Genomic DNA, 19,209 nt, shown 5'->3' with positions numbered 1-19,209 from the left:
TCACGTGAGTCGCCCTCCGTTCCCGACTGCGGGGCTCGCTAGCTCGCTCCTCGCGCTCACTTGTTCTCCAGGGTGTCGAGGGCGCGCTGGAGGGCGCGCAGGTAGTCGGCGTGACCGACCTCGAACCAGTGCCGGCTGCTCTCCTTGACCTGCCCGGAGTAGCGCTCCCCCGCCCGGGCCTGCGTCGCCGCGGCGAACGCGGACGCCCGCTCGGGGCGGGTGCGGCGCAGCTGGAGCAGCCGGGCGAAGAGCACCGCCTGCCAGTGCGACAGGGTGAAGACGCCCGAGTCCGGCTGGAGCAGGCCGACCACGGCCAGCGTCGGGTGGCCCGGCGCGAACGCGTTGAGCCAGAGCGTCGGCCGGCCGGTGCCGGAGTCGTCGCCGAGCACCTTCGGGTCGAGGAACTCGAAGCGGGGCAGATAGCCGGTGGCGAAGACGACCAGCTCCGGCTCGAGCTGCCGGCCGTCGGTGAGCTCCACACCGTACGGGCCGAAGCGGGCGACGTCCGGCACGGGCGTGATCGCGCCGTGCCCGACGTGGTAGACGAGCTGGCTGTTCGCGATCGGGTGCGTCTCGTAGACCCGGTGGTCCGGCTTCGGCAGGCCGAACCGGGTCAGGTCGCCGACGGTGAGCCGCAGCGTCCAGTGGTAGAGCCACTGCCGCATCCGCAGCGGCACGCGCAGCGCCAGCAGGGCGTCGTTGACCTGGTCGGCGGGGCGACCGAGGACGTACTTCGGGGCGTACCAGTAGCCGCGCCGGGTGGAGTGCCAGCAGTGCGACGCCTGCTGGGCGGCCTCCACGGCGATGTCGCAGCCGGTGTTGCCCGCGCCCACCACCAGCACCCGCTTGCCACGCAGCTGGGCCGGATCCTTGTAGGAGGAGGCGTGCATGACCTCGCCGCGGAACTCGGCCAGCCCCTCGTAGTCGGGCAGCTTCGGCGACCAGTTGTGCCCGTTGGCCACCACCACGGCGGCGTAGCGGGAGGTGCGTTCCGGGCCGTAGCCGCCGGTGCTGCGGGTGGTGACGTCCCAGCGGTCGCCCTCGACGGGCTCGACCCGGATCACCTCGGTGCCGAACCAGATGTGCGAGCGCAGGTCGAAGTGGTCGGCGTACCGCTCGAAGTAGGCCAGCAGCCGGCTGTGGTGCGGGTAGTCGGGCCAGGAGTCCGGCATCGGGAAGTCGGGGAACTGGGTGAACGGCCGCGACGAGATCAGGTGCGTGCTCGCGTAGACCGGGCTGCGGTCGTGCCGCCAGTTCCACGCCCCGCCCACGCCGGTCTCCCGCTCGTAGCAGTCGACGCCGAAGCCGTGCTCCTTGAGGTTCTTCACGGCGGTCAGGCCGCTGGCCCCGGCGCCGATGACGCAGACCGTGTCGCCCCGGTCGGAGACCGGGCGGCCGTCGCGGCTCAGGGCGAGCGCGGTCGCCTCCGGATCGGGCCGGTCGGTGGAGGTGGACACCGGGATATCTCCTTTGTGCGGCACGGATGCCGGGTCGCCGCGAAATCCTCTCCACATCGGAGCCGGTTGTCCAGCCCCGGATGGGCGGCGTGGGTCAGTCGGCGACCGGCAGCAGCAGGTCGACCAGGACCGGGAAGTGGTCACTTGCCCGCCGGGTCTGTGGGGTGTCCACCACGTCGTAGTCGACCACCGTGATCCGCGGATCGACGAAGAGCGCGTCGATGCGCCGGCGCGGGTCGGCGCAGGAGTAGGTGAGCCGGTCGGCCCGGTCCGCCGCGACCGCCGCGTCGGTCAGCCCGCGCGCCACGGTGGCCCAGGCCGGGCCGTCCGGCCCCTCGTTGAGGTCAGCGCCGGCGACCACGGGGGCGCCGGCGGCGTCCAGCTCCCGCTTGAGCAGGGCGGCCTGCGCCGGGCGCTCGGCGGGGTCGGTGGAGAGGTGCGAGCCGACCAGGGTGAACCGCGCGCCGCCGGCGACCACGCACTCGGCGTACGCGGCGCCGCGCAGGTGCCGCCCGGGCGTGAGCGGGAAGCGCTGGCACCGGGTGGCCGCGACCCGGACCCGCAGGCTGGTCAGCAGCAGGTTGCCCAGCGCGGGCAGGCCACCGGCGGCCACCACCAGGCCGAACGACTCGGCCAGCGTGGCGGACTTCTGCCGCCAACGGAAGCGCCGCGGCCCCTCCTGCACGATCACCACGTCCGGGGCCGCGGCCCGGACCACCGCGGCCAGCGCGGCCGTGTCGTCCCGCTGGCTGTGGATGTTGTACGAGACGACCCGCAGCGGCACGCCGGAGCTCTGCGTCACGCCGCGCGCCTCAGATCCGGCGAGCCAGGTCGGCGGCGCCGATCACCCCGGCACGGTTGCCCAGCTCGGCCGGGAGGATCTCGGCGACCGGGAGCCGGCTGCGCTGGGCGAGCGACTCGGTGAACGACCGGCGGGTCGGGCCCATCAGCAGGTCGCCGGCGTCGATCACGCCGCCGCCGACGACGAGCACCTGCGGGTCGAGGATCTGCGCCATGTCCGCGAGGCTGGTGCCGAGCCAGCGGCCGACCTGTGCGAACGCCTCGGCGGAGACGGGGTCGCCGCCCTTGGCCGCCGCGGTCACCATCGGGCCGGTGATCGCCTCGGCCTCCCCGCCGGCCAGCTCCAGCAGCGCGGCGGCCCGGTTCGGCTCCTGGCGGGCGGCGGCCCGGGCGAACCGGACCAGGGCGCTGCCGCTGGCGTACTGCTCGATGCAGCCGAGCCGGCCGCAGCCGCACTGGTGGCCGTCCGGCACGGTCAGCATGTGCCCCAGCTCCGCGGCGACGCCGTGCGCGCCACGGACCAGCTCACCGCCGAGCACGATGCCGCCACCCACGCCGGTGCCGATGGTGAACATGACCATCGAGTCGTCGGCCTGCCGGGCCGCGCCGTAGCGGAACTCGGCCCAGGCGGCGACGTTGCCGTCGTTCTCCACGATCACCGGCAGGCCGACCACCTTGCTCACGTACTCGCGCAGTGGCTCGTCCCGCCAGGCCAGGTTGGGCGCGAACTGCACGATGGAGCGGGTGGCGTCGATCCAGCCGGCCGCGCCGATGCCGACCGCCTCGATCGACCGCCCGGCGGCCAACTCGCTGACCAGGTCGGTGATGACGTCGCGGGTCTTGGCGACGTCATCGGCGGGAGTGTCCCGTCGGCCCTGCACGAGCACCGTGCCGGTGGCGTCGACGACACCGCCGGCCACCTTCGTGCCACCGACGTCGATCCCGATGGTCAGCGTCACCGCCGCCACTCCCCTCTGCTGTGCTGTCCGGCACCCACCGCCCGTGGCCGGTGCTGCGGAATGTTCCTGTCAGGCCCCGTCGCCTGGTGCGTCCGCGCCGACGTCGCCGGGGGCCCGCGAGGCGGGCACCACGGGTCGGTCGGTCGTCGCCCGGACGGTCGCCGGGCCGGCCGGCCCGGCCTGCTCGACAGGCGGTCCGGCGGCGGCCGGGGCGGCGGTCTCCTCCGCCCGGGTCGCGGCGGACCAGACGTCCCGCTCCGGCGCCGGCTGAGAATCATGCCCGCTGCGGGTGGCTTCGCGCCAGACGTGATCGTCGGCGGGGCCGGCCGGGGCCGGCGTCGCGCCGGCGGCCTGGTCGCCGGCGGGCGGCGCGGGCGGGGTCGCGGAGGCGAAAGCGCGCAGCAGACTGGCCACGCCGGCGGCCAGATCGCCGGCTCCGGTGGCGAGCCGCTCGGCGAATTCCGGACTCGGATCCCGTAGCGCGGCGATACCCCGGCAGACCGGGCAGACGCAGCATTCGGCGCTACCGGTGGCGAAACCGGTCCCGGTGGGGTGGTTGACCCCATCCGGCGCACTGTGACCGAACACACTGGAGACGATCCCACCGAGCGGGCCCCAGGGGCCCGTGGACGGCCCGGCGGCGGCCAGCCGCGCGCTCGCCAGCAGCGTCGCGACCAGCCGCTCCGCCTCTTCCCGGGCCGAGCCCGGATCCGTTGCCACCATGGTCGGCTCCTCTACCGGGGCGGCCAGGCCGCCGGACGCGTCACTGCGCCGCACCGGGTGCTTCTACCCGGCGCTTGAGCTGCTTCAACGCGGTGTCCATGATCATCTTTTCGGCCTTGCGGCGAAACATGCCGAGCATCCCGACGGAGAGCTCGACCTCCAGGGTGTAGGTCACCGTGGTGCTGCCGTCCGCGTTGCCGACCAGGTCGTACGACCCCCGCTGCGCCTTCTGCATCGCCGAGGGCGCCACCAGGTGCCACTCGATGCGGGACAGGTCCTCCGCGTAGGCGTACTCGAGCACGTACTCGTCGGCCATCACCGCGGCGTCGATGGTGAACCGGACCTGGCTGGCGTAGCCGTCCTCGTACTCCTCGATCACCTCCACCCGCCGCACCGCGTCGGTCCACTCCGGGTAGCGCGGGAAGTCGCAGATGACCGCCGCCACCTGCTCCGGTGGGGCGCCGATGGTGATCGACTGGGTGGAGGTGTCCGCCATGGGGGGAGGCTACCCGGCGGGTGGCACGGCGGGGCCGTCCCGCCCCCCGCCACGCCTCGGCGGGCAACCCCTACCTACCCGGGCCGGCCGGCCGGGCGGGTAGGTTTCGACAGAGCCGACCCCTCCGGTGGCGGCCCGCCCGGCCAGTGCGAGCACGAAGGAGTGCAGGTGCGCGAGTTCTCCGTCCCGCCGATCGTCACCGTCGGCGACGCGGCCAACCTCACCGACCCGGTCTGGGAAAACGCCGAGGTGGCCCCGGAAACGGTCCAGTTCGTCCGCCCCACCGGCGCGGCGGACGGCCCGGCGTGGGCGGACGTCACCTGCCGGCAGTTCCGCGACGACGTCGTCGCGGTGGCGCGGGGCCTGGTCGCGGCCGGTGTGCAGCCGGGCGACCGGGTCGGGTTGATGAGCCGCACCCGCTACGAGTGGACCCTGGTCGACTACGCCATCTGGGCGGCCGGCGGAGTCACCGTGCCGATCTACGAGACCTCCAGCGCCGAGCAGGCCGCCTGGATCCTCGCCGACTCCGGCGCGGTCGCCTGCCTGGTGGAGAGCACCGCGCACGCGACCCTGCTGGCCGGCGTCCAGGACCGGCTGCCCGAGCTGAACCACGTGTGGCAGATCGACCTCGGCGGGGTGGACGACCTGGTCGCCGCCGGCGCCTCGGTCGACCCGACGGAGATCGACCGGCGCCGGGCCGCGGTGCACTCCGGCGACGTCGCCACCATCATCTACACCAGCGGCACCACCGGCCGGCCCAAGGGCTGCGTGATCACCCACCGGAACATGTACGCCGACATCGCCAACGCGGTGCCGGTGCTGCCGAACCTGTTCAACCCCGGCGCCTCCACCCTGCTCTTTCTCCCGCTGGCGCACGCGTTCGCCCGGCTGATCCAGATCGGCGTGGTGCAGGCCCGGGCCACCCTGCGGCACTGCGCGGACACCAAGAACCTGGTCGCCGAGCTGCAGGAGTTCCGCCCGACCTTCGTGCTCTCGGTGCCCCGGGTCTTCGAGAAGGTCTACAACGCGGCGAAGCAGAAGGCCGAGGCCGACGGCAAGGGCGGCATCTTCGCCCGGGCCGAGCAGGTCGCCATCGCGTACAGCGAGGCGCTGGAGACCCCGAACGGGCCGGGCCTGGCGCTGCGGGCCCAGCACGCCGTCTTCGACAAGCTGGTCTACCGCAAGCTGCGCGCGGCCCTCGGCGGCCGGTGCCGGGACGCGATCTCCGGCGGGGCCCCGCTCGGCGCCCGCCTCGGCCACTTCTTCCGCGGCATCGGGGTGACCGTGCTGGAGGGCTACGGGCTGACCGAGACCGCGCCGGCGGCCGCGGCGAACCTGCCCACCGGCACCCGGATCGGCACCGTCGGCCGGCCGCTGCCCGGGGTGACCGTCCGGATCGACGACGACGGCGAGATCCTCATCTCCGGCGAGCTGGTCTTCCAGGGCTACTGGCGCAACGAGGCGGCCACCGCCGAGGCGCTGACCGCCGACGGCTGGTTCCGCACCGGCGACCTGGGACAGCTCGACAACGACGGCTTCCTCACCATCACCGGCCGCAAGAAGGAGATCATCGTGACGGCGGCCGGCAAGAACGTCGCGCCGGCCGTGCTCGAGGACCAGGTCCGGGCCCACCCGCTGATCAGCCAGTGCGTCGTGGTCGGCGACCGGCAGCCGTTCGTCGCCGCGCTGGTCACCCTCGACGAGGAGGCGCTGCCTCGGTGGCTGGAGACGGCCGGTCTCCCCGCCGACACCCTGGTCGAGGAGCTGCGCGGGCACGAGGGTCTGCGCGCCGAGATCCAGGCCGCGGTCGACGCCGCCAACCAGGCCGTCTCCAAGGCCGAGGCGATCAAGGTGTTCCGGATCCTGCCCCGCGACTTCACCGAGGCGACCGGCGAGCTGACCCCGTCGCTCAAGGTCAAGCGCCAGGTCGTGCACAAGACGTACGCGGCGGAGATCGCCGATATCTACCGAGGCTGACTACGATCCGTCACGTGCCCGCCTCGACACCCGCCCGACCCCACCCGCATCCCCTCGCCGCGGCCGCGCGACTGGTGATGCTGGCGCTGGTCGCCGTCCTGACCCTGTTCGCGACCCACGACCCGGCCCAGCTCTGGTGGATCGGGCTGCTGGCCGTCGCCGGGCTGCCCGCCCTGCTGGCGCCACAGCACCGGCTGCTCGGCCCGCTCAGCCGGGTGGCCGAGGTGGTGGTGCTGGGGCTGGCCGCCAGCCAGGTGGCGGCGGTGGCGCTGGTGGGCGGCTCGATCGACGGGCTCGGCGCGTCGGCGGTGCTGCCCTACCTGGCGGTGCCGGTGACCGTCACCGCGCTGCGCCGCCGGTTCCGCGAGGGCGCGGCGCTGCTCGGGGTGACCGCGGCGACGCTGCTGCTCAGCGGCGCGCTGACCGAGGTCGACGGGGCGCGACAGCTGGGCCAGGCGGGCTACCTGGCGGTCTGCGCGCAGTGGCTGATCCTGGCCGGGCTCGGGCTGTACGCGGCCCGCACGCTGCACCGGGTGATGCAGGTCCGCAACGAGGGCAAGCCGCAGCCGTACGCCGAGGCGACCCGGCTGTTGACCCAGCTGCGCACCGTCGCCCGGCAGCTGCCCGGCGCGACCCTGGACCCGGGCGGGATCTCCGAGCACCTGTTGGAGGAGCTGCGTACCGTCGCGCCGAGCCACCGGGCCGCGGTGCTCTCCGCCAGCGGAGGCGGCCGGCTGGTGGTGCTCGCCCAGGTCGGCGTGGACCGGGTGGACTGGGAGACCACGCTCGACGCGGACTCGGCGATCGCCGATGCGTGGGCCAGCCAGCAGGCGCAGACGGCGGCCCGCTCGCAGGCCCGCTCGCACCCCGGCGGTGACGTCTCCGCGCTGATCGTGCCGCTGGTCGCGGGCGTGCGTACGGTCGGCCTGGTCGTGCTGGAGGCCGACGCGGCGCACGCCTATCCGGCGGCGGTGGTGTCCCGGGTGACCGCGTTGACCGGCCCGGCCGCGCTCCGGCTGGAGGCCGCGCTCCTCTTCGACGAGGTCCGCTCGCTGGCCACCAACGAGGAGCGGCAGCGGCTGGCCCGGGAGATCCACGACGGGGTCGCCCAGGAGCTGGTGATGGTCGGCTACGGCATCGACAACGCGCTGGCCACCGTCTTCGACGACGCCGAGGAGACCGCCGAGGCGCTGCGCACCCTGCGCGCCGAGGTGACCCGGGTGATCACCGAGCTGCGGCTGAGCCTCTTCGAGCTGCGCAGCGAGGTGGACCGGCACGGCGGTCTGGCCGCGGCGATCGCCGAGTACGCCCGCACGGTCGGCGCGTCCGGCGGGCTGCGGGTGCACCTGTCGCTGGACGAGTCCACCGCCCGGCTCCCGGCCGCCACCGAAGCCGAGTTGCTGCGCATCGCGCAGGAGGCGGTGACCAACGCGCGCAAGCACGCCGGGGCGTCCAATCTCTGGGTCACCTGTGCGGTGGACCCCCCGTACGCGCAGATTGAAGTGTCGGATGACGGTCACGGGATCGCTGACCAGCGCCCCGACGGGCGGTACGGTCTTGCGATCATGGCCGAGAGGGCGGAACGTATCCGGGGCCGGTTGGAGATCCGCCCGCGGCAACCGAGCGGCACGACCGTGGCGGTGGTTCTCGGCACCTCGCCCCGGCGCGATAACGTGCGCGGTAGCGCAGCAGCAGAAGGGGAGTAACCCGAGGATGACCACCAGTCCGACACCGGCCACCCGCACCAAGGTCCTCCTTGTCGACGATCACGACCTGATCCGCAAGGGCCTGCGGCACGCGTTCGAGCGTGACCGCCAGTTCGAGGTCGTCGGCGAGGCCGCCACGGCGGCGGAGGGGGTACGCCAGGCCGGTGCGCTCCAGCCGGACGTGGTGATCATGGATCTGCGGCTGCCCGACGGCAGCGGCCTTGAGGCCACCCGGGCGCTGCGCAAGTCCAGCGCCTCGATGGGCATCGTGGTGCTCACCATGTACGCCGGCGACGACCAGCTCTTCGGCGCGCTCGAGGCCGGGGCCAGCGCCTTCGTGCCGAAGACCGCGCCGGCCGACGAGGTGGTGGCCGCCGCCCGGCACGCCGCCTCCTCCCCCAGCGCGTTCACCGCGGCCGACCTGGCCGAGGCGATGAAGCGCCGGCTGGCCCCGTCCGGGCCGCAGCTCTCGCCGCGCGAGGGGCAGGTGCTGCGGCTGCTCGCCGACGGCATGAGCGTGGCCGGCATCGCCAAGCAGCTCTTCGTCAGCGAGTCCACCGCCAAGACCCACATCTCGAAGCTCTACGAGAAGCTGGGCGCGGCCAACCGGGCCCAGGCGCTGATGACCGCGCTGCGGCTCGGCCTGCTCGAGGCGCCGGACGCCCCGAAGTTCTGACCCGCCCCGCCCGCCCTGACCGGCGGGTGGCTCACCGCACGATCCGGAATCCGCGTCGGCCCTCGGCCGACGCGGATTTCGCATATCGACCGATCTCCGTGCCGCGGTGCCGACGCGCTATGGTCTCCCGGGCACTCGCCGGGGCAGAATACCGCGGTGGTCCGCGGGCAGCGCCGCCCGCGCCGTCGACACGAGGGGTGAGGCATGCAGCGGCCGAACTGGGCACCCGAGAGCATCGACATCGAACGCCCGAGCGTGGCCCGCATGTACGACTACTACCTCGGCGGCTCGCACAACTTCGCCGCCGACCGGGCCGCCGCGCAGGCGATGGTGGCCGCGGTGCCCGAGGCGCCGCTGATGGCCCAGGCCAACCGGGCGTTCCTGCGCCGGGCGGTGCAGTACCTCACCGACGCCGGGGTCCGGCAGTTCCTCGACATCGGCTCGGGCATCCCGACGGTCGGCAACGTGCACGAGATCGCCCAGCGCAACGCCCCGGAGTCCCGGGTGGTCTATGTGGACGTCGACCCGGTCGCGGTGGCGCACAGCCGGGAGATCCTCGACGGCAACGAGCAGGCCACCGTGGTGCAGGAGGATCTGCGCAACCCGCGGCAGATCCTGGCCCACCCCGAGGTCCGCCGGCTGATCGACTTCGACCAGCCGGTCGCCGTGATGGTCGTCGCGGTGCTGCACTTCGTCGCCGACGACGACCGGCCGGCCGAGATCCTGGCCACCCTGCGCGAGGCGCTGGCGCCCGGCAGCCACCTGGTGCTCTCGCAGGCCAGCGACGACGGGCGCAGCGAGGACGAGCGGGCCGAGGCGGAGCGGGTCTACCGGCGCACCGACAACCCGCTCTGGGTACGCAGCCGGGCCGAGCTGACCGCGCTCTTCGACGGCTTCGAGCTGATCGAGCCGGGTGTCGTCTGGGTTCCCGAGTGGCGCCCGGAGTCGCCGGACAGCGCGGAGGACGCCGAGCGGGCGGTCTTCATGGGCGGGGTCGGGCGACTCGGTGGCTGATTCGCCGGCGGCGACGAGGGCGGCGTCCCGGCCCGGGACGTTCGCCCGGGCGTGGGCCAAGGCGGTCACCGGCACCAGCTTCCTGCCGATGACCCAGGATCAGCTGGAGGCGTTGCTGCAACGGCTCACCGAGCAGTTGGCCGGCGCGCTGCTGACCGAGCCGTTCGACCTGCGCCCCGGCTACCGGGTCGGCGCCGAGCTGGTCGCCAACCACATCGCCTCGGCCGAGGGGCTGGGCCGTACGGTCGAGGTGGTCCAGCTCCGGCTGGTCCGCGACCTGGGCCTGGTCGCCGACGACGTGGAGGACCGGATGGCCCGGCTGCTCGCCGCGGTGGCCACCGGCTACGCCCGGGCTCTGCGCGACCGGACCCTGGACGAGCAGGAGTCGATCCGCCGGGCCGTGATGATGGCCCGCACCCAGGCGGAGCGGGCGCTGCGGGCCAGCGAGGCGCGCTTCCGCCACCAGGCCACCCATGATCCGCTCACCGACCTGCCCAACCGCACCCTGTTTACCGAGCGGTTGACCGCCGCGCTGAACGAGCCCGGCCGGGGCGCGGAGCGGATCGGGCTCTGCTTCCTGGACCTGGACCGGTTCAAGGTGGTCAACGACTCGCTCGGGCACCACATCGGCGACCGGCTGCTCACCAGGGTCGCCGAACGGCTCCGCCGGGCCCTGGACGGGCATCTGGTCGCCCGGCTCGGCGGTGACGAGTTCGTCGTCCTGGTGGAGCGCACGGGCGGCACCGACGACGTGGTCGCGGTGGCCGAAGCCGCGCTGGCCGCGGTCTGCGAGCCGGCCGTCGTGGACGGCCACGAGCTGAGCGTGACGGCGAGCATCGGCATCGTGGAGCGGCAGATCGCCGGCAGCACCCCCGGCGACCTGATGCGGGCCGCCGACAGCACGCTGCACTGGGCGAAGGCCGCCGGCGGGGCCCGCTGGGCGGTCTACGACGCCGACCGAAACCGGCGCGAGCTGGCCCGCTACGCGCTCTCCGCGGCCATCCCGGCGGCGCTGGAGCGGGGCGAGTTCTACCTGGACTACCAGCCGCTGACCTCGCTGCGCGACGGCACCCTGCTGGGCGTGGAGGCGCTGGTCCGGTGGCGTCACCCGGAGCTGGGGGTGCTGCACCCGGACAGCTTCATCGGGCTGGCCGAGGAGACCGGGCTGATCGTCCCGCTCGGCGCGTGGGTGCTGGCCGAGGCCTGTCGGGAAGCGGAGCGCTGGTCGGCGCGGGGCGGGCTGGCGCCGTTCGTCAGCGTCAACCTGGCGGTGCGGCAGGTGCACCGGCCCGGCCTGGTGCAGGAGGTGCGCGGGTTGTTGCAGCGCACCGGGCTGCCGCCCGAACGGCTCCAGCTGGAGATCACCGAGAGCACCATGATGAGCACCACCGGGGAGCCGGTGCGCGCCCTGCGGGTCCTCGCCGACCTGGGCGTACGGATCGCCATCGACGACTTCGGCACCGGCTACAGCAACCTGGCGTACCTGCGGGACCTGCCGGTGACGGAGCTGAAGGTGGCCGGCGAGTTCGTGGCCGGGCTGCGCGTGCCGGCGGTGGAGCCGGCGAACCGCACCAACGAGCGGATCCTCGCCTCGCTAGTGTCGCTCGCGCACGCGCTGGACCTCACGGTGACCGCCGAGGGGGTGGAGACCGTCGGGCAGGCCGAGCGGTTGCGCGCGATCGGTTGCGACGCCGGCCAGGGCTGGCACTTCGGCCGTCCCGCCCCCGCCGAGCGCATCCTGGAGCGCATCGCCGGGTAGACAACGTCTACGCCTCGCTGGTAGACACTGTCTATGAGCGAGCAGGAGGCGAGCGTCCGGTCCCGGCTGGTCGCCGCCGGCGTGGACCTGGTGCTGCACGAGGGCCTGTCGGCGGTGTCCCTGCGCGAGATCGCCCGCCGCGCCGGCGTGTCCCACGGCGCACCCCGCCGGTACTTTCCCACCCACCTCGACCTGCTCTCGGCGATCGCGCGGGAAGGCTACGCCGACCTCGCCGCCCGGGTCACCACCACGGTGCGCGACGCCGGCCCCGCTCCGCGCGACCGCCTCGCTGCCCTCGCCCGCGGCTACCTCGACTACGCCGCCGCGCACCGCGGCATGTTCGAGTTGATGTTCCGGCACGACCTGCTGAACAGCGGCCGGCTCGGGCTCCGCGACACCAGCCTGCCGCTCTTCACCCTGCTGGTCGACCTGGTCGCGCAGGCACGCCGGCCGACCGACGCGGCCGCCCCGGTCCTCGCCGGCGCGCTCTGGGCCAACCTGCACGGCATCGCACAGCTCTGGGCCTGGGGCAGCCTCCAACTGGCGACCGACGCCACCGACGACGAGGCGCTGCTACGCGCGGCGCTGGACGCGCACCTCGGCCCCGCCTGACGCACCACTGAGGAGAAGACGTGCCCCTGCTCTACGACCTCGGCAAACTGACCGTGGGCGGCGCCCTGCGGCTCGGCTGGCGCCCTCGCGTCGAAGGGCTGGCGCACCTGCCCCGGCACGGCGGCGCGATCCTCGCCGGCAACCACCTCTCGGTCGCCGACGAGCTCTTCCTGGCCACCGTCACACCCCGGCACGTCGCCTTCTGGGCCAAGTCGGAGTACTTCTCCGGCCGGGGCCCGCGCGGCTGGCTCAGCCGGCGGATCGTCAGCGGCATGGGCGCCATCCGGGTCGAGCGCGCCGGCGGCCGGGCGGTCCTCGCCGCGTTCGACGCCGCGATCCCGGTGCTGCGCGCCGGCGGCCTGGTCGCGGTCTATCCGGAGGGCACCCGCTCGCCCGACGGGCGGCTGCACCGGGGCCGTACCGGGGTGGTGCGGCTGGCCCGGGACGCCGAGGTGCCGATCATCCCGGTCGGCGTGCTCGGCACCGCGCAGGTGCTGCCCATCGACGCGCGGCTGCCCCGCCGGCATCCGGTGACGCTGCGGTTCGGACCACCGATCCCGGTCGCCGGGCGCATCCACGGGCCGCGCGACGTCCGCGCGCTCACCGACGAGGTGATGGCGGCGATCCAACACCTGACCGGCCAGGAGTACGTCCCGCGCTACGCCCCGCGGCGGGAGACCCTCGCCGCCTGAGCCCGCCCCCGCCGGTCAGCCGGCGAGCAGGGCCGCCATCCGCTGTGCCTGGGCCTCCCAGCGCCACTCCCGCTCCACCCAGGCCCGGCCGGCCGCGCCGAGCTGGCGGGCCAGGTCCCGGTCGGCGAGCAGCCGGGAGACCCGGTCGGCGAGCTGGGCTACGTCGCGGCCGCGTACCACGTAGCCGGTCTCCCCCTCGCGGACCGCGTCCGGGGCGCCGCCGGAGTCGCCGGCCACCACCGGCAGGCCGGTGGCGGACGCCTCCAGGTAGACGATGCCGAGCCCCTCCACGTCCAGGCCGCGGTTGCGGGTGCGGCACGGCATCGCGTAGACGTCGCCGGCCGCGTAGTGCGCCGGCAGCTCGGCCGCCGGCACCGACCCGGTGAAGACCACGTCGCGCTCCACCCCGGTCTGCCGGGCCAGCTTCTCCAGCGCGGTCCGGTAGGGCCCGCCGCCGACCACCAGCAGCGCGGCGTCGGGCACCCGGCGGCGGATCTCCGGCATCGCCCGGATCAGCATGTCCTGGCCCTTGCGCGGCACCAGCCGGGACACGCAGACCACCACCGGCCGGTCGGCCAGCCCGAGCCGCGTCCGCACCGGCTCCCCGTCGACGGCCGGGTGGTAGGTGTCGACGTCGACGCCGGGTGCCAGCCGATGCAGCTCGGTCAACCCGTGCAGCGCCCGGGCCAGCCGGGTCCGGGTGTACTCCCCGAGGTAGGTGGTGACGTCGACGCCACGGCCGATGCGGCGCAGCGCGGCCCGCGCCCCGGGCACCGCGGCCCAGCCGACCTCGTGCCCGTGCGTCTGCGCCACCACGCGTCGGATGCCGGCTCGGCGGCGCAGCCCGGCGGCGAGCAACCCGAGCGGGGCCGCCGCGCCGAACCACACCGTGTCGCAGTCGTACGCCCGGGCCAGCCGGGCGGCCCGGCGGGCCACCAACGGGGTCGGCAGCAGCACCCGGGTGCGCTCCCGGATCACCTCGAACGGCTGGTCGGCGTCGAACTTCGCCGCCCCCCGCCAGCTCGACGCGTAGACCACCACCGAGCCGGTGGGCTGGCGCACCGCGAGGTTGTGCACGAAGGACTGGATCCCGCCGGGGCGGGGCGGGAAGTCGTTCGTGATCAGCAGCGTCCGGCTCATCTGCCGGCCTCCCTGGCGTAGGCGCGGGCGGCGGCCATCCGCTCGACCGTCGACGGGTGGGTGGCGGAGTAGAGATACTCCCAGCGGGGCGGGTCGGGATCGGCGAGGTTGACCGAGGCCAGCCGGCCCTGCATCGACTCGAAGGCGGCCGGATCGCCGGTCAGCGCCAGCGCGTGCGCGTCGGCGCGCGCCTCCACCCGTCGGGAGATCAGCGCCTGCACCGGCGAGGCGACCAGCCCCACCACCGTGACCAGGGCGACCAGCAGCGGGAACGCGCGCGGCTGGGCGACCGAGTCGACGCCGGCCAGCCGCAGCAGCGGGGCCCACGAGCCGATCAGGTAGAGCGCCACCACCGCCGCGGCGGCGCCCAGCGCGCCGGTCAGGGTGCCCACCGTGACGTCCCGGTCCCGGGCGTGCCCCAGCTCGTGCGCGACCACGGCGGTCACCTCGGCCGGCGACGCCTCGCGCAGCAGGGTGTCGTAGACCACCACCCGACGGGTCGGCCCGAGCCCCGAGACGTAGGCGTTGACCGCCCTGGTCCGCCGGGACGCGTCGGCGACCAGCACGTCGCGTACCGGTACGCCGTCACGGGCGGCCATCGCCGTCAGCTCGCTGCGCAGCGGACCGGGCTCCATCGGGGTGAACCGGTTGAACACCGGCTCCACCAGCACCGGCAGCACGAACGAGAGCAGCACCACCAGACCGGCGGCGCCGGCCGCGCCGAACGCCCACCACCAGCGCGGCGCGAGCCGGATGACGGTGTAGAAGCCGAGCAGCGCGACCGCGCCGATCACCGCGCTCACCGCGTACGACTTGAGCAGGTCGACCAGCCAGCCGGCCCAGCCGTTGGTGCTCAGCCCGTAGCGGGTGAGCACCGACTGCCGCCAGGCGGCGAACGGGAGGGTGACCAGGTCGGCGACGAGCACCACGGCCAGCCCGCCGACTATCGCCTGGGCGGCCCAGTGCCCGCCGAACGGCCGGCCGGCCAGCTCGATCAGCCGGCTGCCCAGCGGCGTCAGCCCGAGCGCGAGGGCGACCAGCAGGCCCACCGCGAGCGACGCGTAGCCACCGGGGCGCAGCGCGGCCCGGAACTCCCGCCCGCGGGCCACCTGCTCGGCCGGCAGGTCACGCAGCGCGGCAAGCTGGTCGGCCCGGGGCGCCGGTGGCCGGTGCCAGGGGATCAGCAGCGCCACGGTGACGACCAGCGCGACGGCCAGCCCGGCCAGGGTCAGCAGCGCCCAACCGCGCGGGGTCATGCCGGCACCCCGCCGCGCGGGCGCCCGCGCCCACCCCGCCGTACCCGCGTCATCCCGCCGCTCCTCCCGCCGTGACCGCCCATCCTATGGCCCGCCGGGCCGAGCGCAGCGGCGGTGCCCGATGCCTGGGCCGCGCGGCGGAGACCGGACCGCGGCGCGGCAGGCCGGCGGGTCAGGCCACCCGGCGGCGGGCCGGACGGGGCCGGGCGGCGGGGCGCCGCGGGGTGGGCAGCACCTCCACCTCGAACCCGGCCCGGGCGAACACCTCGATCGCCCGGCGCTCGGCGGCGTCGAGGTCGGCGGCCGGGGACCGGTCGTCGAGCAGGGCGGTCACCAGGCAGCCGGAACAGCCGGCGCCCCGGATCTCGCACCGATCGCAGTCGATGAGCATGAAGCCTCCTGACGGGCTGCGGCGGCCGGCGCGGCGAACTCGTCGTCGCCCGACCACCGTCGGTCACATCGACCGTAGTCGGGGGGTACGACAGAATCGGACAACCGGTGTGCAGCCGCACCGAACCCGATCAAGCCACCCGCCGGTCTCCGTCAGGAGCGGGCCAGCCGGCGCAGCAGCGAGTCGGCGCCGAGCGGGTACGCGCCGTGCCGGCGTACCCCGTCGGCGACCTCGCGGTCGGAGGAGACCACCACCACCGGCCGGCCCGACGGCTCGGCACGGACCAGGCGACGGATCAGCTCGTCGGCGGTCTCCCCCTTGCGGGAGAAGAGCACCCGCACGCCGCGCGGCGCGGGTGGCAGCCCGTGCATCCGGTCGGCGCCGTCGAAGACCACGGTGACCTCGTCGCCGGTCTGCGCGGCGATCCCGCCCAGGCCGGTGATCAGGCGCTTGCGCTGCTGTTCCAGGGACATCTCGCCGAAGCCGCGCTTGGTGACGTTGTAGCCGTCCACCACCAGGTGCGCCCGGGGCAGCGCGAGCAACTGGTCCAGCCGGGCCGGGTCGTCGGTGTCCCGGGCCCGGGCGGCGGCGCCCGCACCGGTGGCGGCGGACTGGTCGGCGAACGCGTCGGCCACGAAGTCGGCCGGCAGCTTGTCGACCGGGTCCAGGGCGAGTTCCCGGCGCAACCCGACGGCGGCCTGACCGATGGTCTCCAGCAGCAGCCAGAGCCGGGCGTCGTCGACCGAGCGCGCCTCCTTCGCGCTGGCCCGGGCCACCCCGGCGGCGGCCTCCGCCTCGGCCAGTCGGGCCCGGGCCCGGCGCAGCTCGGCGTCGACGTCGGCGGTCGCCCGGGCCGCCCGACCTCGCTCGGTGGCGAGCAGCTCGTTGGCCCGGCGCTCCCGGGCCTGGGTCTCCCGCAGCGAACGGGCCAGCTGTCGGGACTCCTCGCGCAGCTGGCCGATCTCCTCGCGGACCCGGGCCAGCTCGTCGCGGAGCTTCTCGGCCTCGACCCGGGCCACCGCCCGGTCGTGCTCGGCCCGGGTGGCCCGCTGCTCGGCCTCGCGCACCAACTCGGCGACCACCGCGCTGTCGACCCCGGCCCGGACCGCGGCGCCGCTCGCCTCGATCAGCTCGCGCCAGCCCCTCGGCCGGGCCAGGTAGGCCAGCGCGGCCACCTCGACCGGGTCGGCGGCGGCCGGAGCGGTGCCGTCGACCACGGCCGCGCCGAGGTCACCGGCGTCGGCGAGCACCCGGGCGGTGACCCGTTGCCGGAAGAGCGGGTCGGCGGTGAGCTGGGCGGCGATCGCCGGCGCGCCGAGGCGGGCCCGCCGGTTGGGGGCGAACTTGGCCACCCGGCGCAGCGGCACCGGCACCTCGTCGAGCGGGAGCCCGGGCAGCACCGCGGCGGTGAGCGTCACGATCCGCTGGCGTACCGGCTCGGGGAGGATCGGCTCCGGCTCGGGCGCGGCGCCCTCCGGGCCCGGATCGGCGGCGCCCGCGCCCGGTTCGGCGTCGTCCGGGTCGCGCTCAGGGGCCGGGTCCAGGTCGCCGGGCGTCGGGGCGGCCCCGTCGAGATCAGCGGCGTTGCCCCCGGCGGCGACCTGCTCCTCCGGCTGGAGGTGGTCGTCGTAAGGCTCGGTGAGGGGCATGTGGCAAGTCTCCCACCGCGACCGGGCCCACCGCCTGGTGAGTGAGCCGATCTCTCATCCTACCCGCGTGGTGAATGGTGGGGCAGCTGGGACGGGAGTGTCGGACCGGGACGCTAGCGTGCCGCGGATGGCACAGGCGGAGTACGTCCAGCAGGCGCTGGCCGGTCTCGACCCCACCGCGGGGGGTGGGATCGACCCGGCCCTGCCGCTCTACGCGACCACCTTCGTGGTGGTCGACCTGGAGACCACCGGGGGCGCCCCGGACGGCGGCGGGATCACCGAGATCGGCGCGGTCAAGGTGCGTGGCGGCGAGCAGTTGGGCGTGCTCGCCACCCTGGTCAACCCGGGCGAGCCGATTCCGCCGTTCATCACCGTGCTGACCGGCATCACCCAGGCCATGCTGGTGCCGGCGCCGCCGATCGAGCAGGTGCTGCCGAGCTTCCTGGAGTTCATCGCCGACGCCGTGCTGGTGGCCCACAACGCGCCCTACGACGTCGGGTTCCTCAAGGCGGCCTGCGCCCGGCACGGCTACCGCTGGCCCAACCCCCGGGTGCTCGACACCGCCGCGCTGGCCCGCCGGGTGCTCACCCGCGACGAGGTGCCCAACCGCAAGCTGGGCACCCTGGCCGCCTACTTCCGCACCGCCACCCAGCCGACTCACCGCGCGCTCGACGACGCCAAGGCCACCGTCGACGTGCTGCACGGCCTGATCGCGCGCCTCGGCGGGCACCGGGTCGACACCATCGGCGACGCCATCGAGTTCGCCCGGGCGGTCACCCCCACCCAGCGCCGCAAGCGGCACCTGGCCGAGGGGCTGCCGAAGGCGCCCGGGGTCTACATCTTCCGGGCCGCCGACGACCGGCCGCTCTACGTCGGCACCTCCGGTGACATCGCCACCCGGGTGGGCAGCTACTTCACCGCCGCCGAGAAGCGCGCCCGGATCTCCGAGATGCTCGCCGCCGCCGAGCGGGTCGAGGCGGTGGAGTGCGCGCACTCGCTGGAGGCCGAGGTCCGCGAGCTGCGGCTGATCGCCGCGCACGCGCCGCCCTACAACCGCCGGTCGAAATATCCCGAGCGGATGGTCTGGCTCAAGCTCACCGACGAGCACTACCCCCGGCTGTCGGTGGTCCGCGACATCTCCCCCGCCGACCAGGCCTACCTCGGGCCGTTCACCTCCCGGCGCTCCGCCGAGCTGGCCGCGGCGGGCTTCCACGACGCGGTGCCGCTGCGTCAGTGCACCCACCGGCTCTCCCTGCGTACCGTCACGCCGGCCTGCGCGCTGGCCGAGCTGGGTCGCTGCCCGGCGCCCTGCGAGCATCAGATCACCCCCGAGGAGTACGACCACCGCGCCGCGGCGCCGTTCCGCACCGCGACCGCCGACGACCCACAGGTGGTGGTGGACGCGCTGCTGGCCCGGATCGAGGTGCTCGCCCACGACCAGCGCTACGAGGAGGCCGCGGTGGTCCGCGCCCGGCTGGTCGCGGTGCTGCGGGCCGCGGTACGGATGCAGCGACTCGCCGCCCTGACCGGGATCGCCGAGCTGGCCGCGGCGCGGCCGGCGGCGGGCGGCGGCTGGGAGCTGGCGCTGGTCCGGCACGGCCGGCTGGCCGGCGCCGGGGTGTCCCCGGCCGGCGTTCATCCACGACCGACGCTGGCCGCCATCCGGGCCACCGCCGAGACGGTCCCGGCCGGGCACGGCCCGGTCCCCCGGGCCACCGCCGAGGAGTCCGAACGGATCCTGTCCTGGTTGGAGCGACCGGAGACCCGGCTGGTCGAGATGTCCTCCGGATGGTCATCCCCGGTCCGTGGCGCGGCCCGGTTCCGCGACCTGCTGGCCAAGGCCGAGGCCGCCGCGTCCCACCAACTCTCGACCGAACGCTCATGACCAAGTGACCGATCGG

Annotated in this window: 17 protein-coding genes; 8 read left to right on the top strand and 9 right to left on the bottom strand. The window is 74.9% G+C overall.

The annotated features are described in order from the left end of the window. Window positions 1–56 precede the first annotated feature (56 nt). The 5 genes from ACIBBA_RS22825 to ACIBBA_RS22805 all read right to left on the bottom strand — a co-directional run bounded on the left by ACIBBA_RS22825 (window position 57) and on the right by ACIBBA_RS22805 (window position 4,436). The gene (locus ACIBBA_RS22825; RefSeq protein ID WP_396699982.1) at window positions 57–1,457 is read right to left on the bottom strand and encodes a flavin-containing monooxygenase; all 1,401 of its coding nucleotides are present in this window, start codon (window positions 1,455–1,457) and stop codon (window positions 57–59) included. 94 nt (window positions 1,458–1,551) lie between these two features. Beyond that, window positions 1,552–2,259 carry an endonuclease/exonuclease/phosphatase family protein gene (locus ACIBBA_RS22820; RefSeq protein WP_396699980.1) on the bottom strand — a complete coding sequence of 236 codons (708 nt, stop codon included), beginning with the start codon at window positions 2,257–2,259 and terminating at the stop codon, window positions 1,552–1,554. Between the two features lie 10 nt (window positions 2,260–2,269). Beyond that, a complete protein-coding gene (locus tag ACIBBA_RS22815) occupies window positions 2,270–3,217 on the bottom strand; it encodes an ROK family glucokinase (RefSeq protein ID WP_396699979.1) in 948 nt (315 codons plus the stop codon). 69 nt (window positions 3,218–3,286) lie between these two features. Further along, on the bottom strand, window positions 3,287–3,940 hold the full coding sequence (locus ACIBBA_RS22810; RefSeq protein WP_396700022.1) for a hypothetical protein: 654 nt from the start codon (window positions 3,938–3,940) through the stop codon (window positions 3,287–3,289). A gap of 40 nt (window positions 3,941–3,980) precedes the next feature. Beyond that, complete coding sequence (locus ACIBBA_RS22805) at window positions 3,981–4,436, bottom strand: SRPBCC family protein (protein WP_357050052.1); 456 nt, start codon at window positions 4,434–4,436, stop codon at window positions 3,981–3,983. A 168-nt stretch (window positions 4,437–4,604) separates the two neighbouring features. On the opposite strand from ACIBBA_RS22805, the gene ACIBBA_RS22800 reads away from it, so the two are divergent. The 7 genes from ACIBBA_RS22800 (at window position 4,605) to ACIBBA_RS22770 (ending at window position 12,872) form a co-directional block, all read left to right on the top strand. Further along, window positions 4,605–6,413, top strand: a complete 1,809-nt coding sequence (locus ACIBBA_RS22800) for an AMP-dependent synthetase/ligase (RefSeq protein WP_396699978.1) — start codon at window positions 4,605–4,607, stop codon at window positions 6,411–6,413. A gap of 14 nt (window positions 6,414–6,427) precedes the next feature. Beyond that, window positions 6,428–8,119: a GAF domain-containing sensor histidine kinase gene (locus ACIBBA_RS22795; RefSeq protein ID WP_396699977.1), complete on the top strand. Its 1,692-nt coding sequence runs from the start codon at window positions 6,428–6,430 to the stop codon at window positions 8,117–8,119. Window positions 8,120–8,126: 7 nt separating this feature from the next. Beyond that, the gene (locus ACIBBA_RS22790) at window positions 8,127–8,795 is read left to right on the top strand and encodes a response regulator transcription factor (protein ID WP_007072219.1); all 669 of its coding nucleotides are present in this window, start codon (window positions 8,127–8,129) and stop codon (window positions 8,793–8,795) included. Window positions 8,796–8,999: 204 nt separating this feature from the next. Beyond that, window positions 9,000–9,809 carry an SAM-dependent methyltransferase gene (locus ACIBBA_RS22785; protein ID WP_396699976.1) on the top strand — a complete coding sequence of 270 codons (810 nt, stop codon included), beginning with the start codon at window positions 9,000–9,002 and terminating at the stop codon, window positions 9,807–9,809. 88 nt (window positions 9,810–9,897) lie between these two features. Continuing rightward, window positions 9,898–11,568 carry a putative bifunctional diguanylate cyclase/phosphodiesterase gene (locus tag ACIBBA_RS22780; protein WP_396700021.1) on the top strand — a complete coding sequence of 557 codons (1,671 nt, stop codon included), beginning with the start codon at window positions 9,898–9,900 and terminating at the stop codon, window positions 11,566–11,568. A 33-nt stretch (window positions 11,569–11,601) separates the two neighbouring features. Then, on the top strand, window positions 11,602–12,180 hold the full coding sequence (locus ACIBBA_RS22775; protein ID WP_396699975.1) for a TetR/AcrR family transcriptional regulator: 579 nt from the start codon (window positions 11,602–11,604) through the stop codon (window positions 12,178–12,180). A gap of 20 nt (window positions 12,181–12,200) precedes the next feature. Then, on the top strand, window positions 12,201–12,872 hold the full coding sequence (locus tag ACIBBA_RS22770) for a lysophospholipid acyltransferase family protein (protein WP_396699974.1): 672 nt from the start codon (window positions 12,201–12,203) through the stop codon (window positions 12,870–12,872). Window positions 12,873–12,887: 15 nt separating this feature from the next. Here the strand turns inward: ACIBBA_RS22770 and ACIBBA_RS22765 are convergent, their stop codons facing one another. The 4 genes from ACIBBA_RS22765 to ACIBBA_RS22750 form a co-directional block, all read right to left on the bottom strand. Continuing rightward, the gene (locus tag ACIBBA_RS22765) at window positions 12,888–14,012 is read right to left on the bottom strand and encodes a glycosyltransferase family 4 protein (RefSeq protein ID WP_396699973.1); all 1,125 of its coding nucleotides are present in this window, start codon (window positions 14,010–14,012) and stop codon (window positions 12,888–12,890) included. Continuing rightward, a complete protein-coding gene (locus ACIBBA_RS22760) occupies window positions 14,009–15,268 on the bottom strand; it encodes a M48 family metallopeptidase (RefSeq protein ID WP_396699972.1) in 1,260 nt (419 codons plus the stop codon). Before ACIBBA_RS22760 ends, ACIBBA_RS22765 begins: the two co-directional genes overlap by 4 nt. Window positions 15,269–15,440: 172 nt before the next feature. Beyond that, on the bottom strand, window positions 15,441–15,659 hold the full coding sequence (locus ACIBBA_RS22755) for a hypothetical protein (protein WP_350872279.1): 219 nt from the start codon (window positions 15,657–15,659) through the stop codon (window positions 15,441–15,443). A 152-nt stretch (window positions 15,660–15,811) separates the two neighbouring features. Next, window positions 15,812–17,308: an NYN domain-containing protein gene (locus ACIBBA_RS22750; RefSeq protein WP_396699971.1), complete on the bottom strand. Its 1,497-nt coding sequence runs from the start codon at window positions 17,306–17,308 to the stop codon at window positions 15,812–15,814. 127 nt (window positions 17,309–17,435) lie between these two features. Between ACIBBA_RS22750 and ACIBBA_RS22745 the strand changes: the two genes are divergently transcribed. Then, window positions 17,436–19,193: a DEDD exonuclease domain-containing protein gene (locus ACIBBA_RS22745; RefSeq protein WP_396699970.1), complete on the top strand. Its 1,758-nt coding sequence runs from the start codon at window positions 17,436–17,438 to the stop codon at window positions 19,191–19,193. Window positions 19,194–19,209 lie beyond the last annotated feature (16 nt).

The sequence above is a fragment of the Micromonospora sp. NPDC051006 genome, from assembly GCF_044456245.1.
In the GTDB taxonomy this organism is placed as follows: domain Bacteria; phylum Actinomycetota; class Actinomycetes; order Mycobacteriales; family Micromonosporaceae; genus Micromonospora.
This window is presented reverse-complemented; position numbering and strand designations above follow the sequence as displayed.

What these genes read in the sequence shown, in the direction of transcription:
- ACIBBA_RS22780 (WP_396700021.1), top strand. Translation starts at nt 9,898, where the DNA reads ATGACCCAGGATCAGCTGGAGGCGTTGCTGCAACGGCTCACCGAGCAG.
- ACIBBA_RS22765 (WP_396699973.1), bottom strand. Translation starts at nt 14,012, where the DNA reads ATGAGCCGGACGCTGCTGATCACGAACGACTTCCCGCCCCGCCCCGGC.
- ACIBBA_RS22760 (WP_396699972.1), bottom strand. Translation starts at nt 15,268, where the DNA reads ATGACCCCGCGCGGTTGGGCGCTGCTGACCCTGGCCGGGCTGGCCGTC.
- ACIBBA_RS22785 (WP_396699976.1), top strand. Translation starts at nt 9,000, where the DNA reads ATGCAGCGGCCGAACTGGGCACCCGAGAGCATCGACATCGAACGCCCG.
- ACIBBA_RS22745 (WP_396699970.1), top strand. Translation starts at nt 17,436, where the DNA reads ATGGCACAGGCGGAGTACGTCCAGCAGGCGCTGGCCGGTCTCGACCCC.
- ACIBBA_RS22805 (WP_357050052.1), bottom strand. Translation starts at nt 4,436, where the DNA reads ATGGCGGACACCTCCACCCAGTCGATCACCATCGGCGCCCCACCGGAG.
- ACIBBA_RS22775 (WP_396699975.1), top strand. Translation starts at nt 11,602, where the DNA reads ATGAGCGAGCAGGAGGCGAGCGTCCGGTCCCGGCTGGTCGCCGCCGGC.
- ACIBBA_RS22810 (WP_396700022.1), bottom strand. Translation starts at nt 3,940, where the DNA reads ATGGTGGCAACGGATCCGGGCTCGGCCCGGGAAGAGGCGGAGCGGCTG.
- ACIBBA_RS22790 (WP_007072219.1), top strand. Translation starts at nt 8,127, where the DNA reads ATGACCACCAGTCCGACACCGGCCACCCGCACCAAGGTCCTCCTTGTC.
- ACIBBA_RS22750 (WP_396699971.1), bottom strand. Translation starts at nt 17,308, where the DNA reads ATGCCCCTCACCGAGCCTTACGACGACCACCTCCAGCCGGAGGAGCAG.
- ACIBBA_RS22755 (WP_350872279.1), bottom strand. Translation starts at nt 15,659, where the DNA reads ATGCTCATCGACTGCGATCGGTGCGAGATCCGGGGCGCCGGCTGTTCC.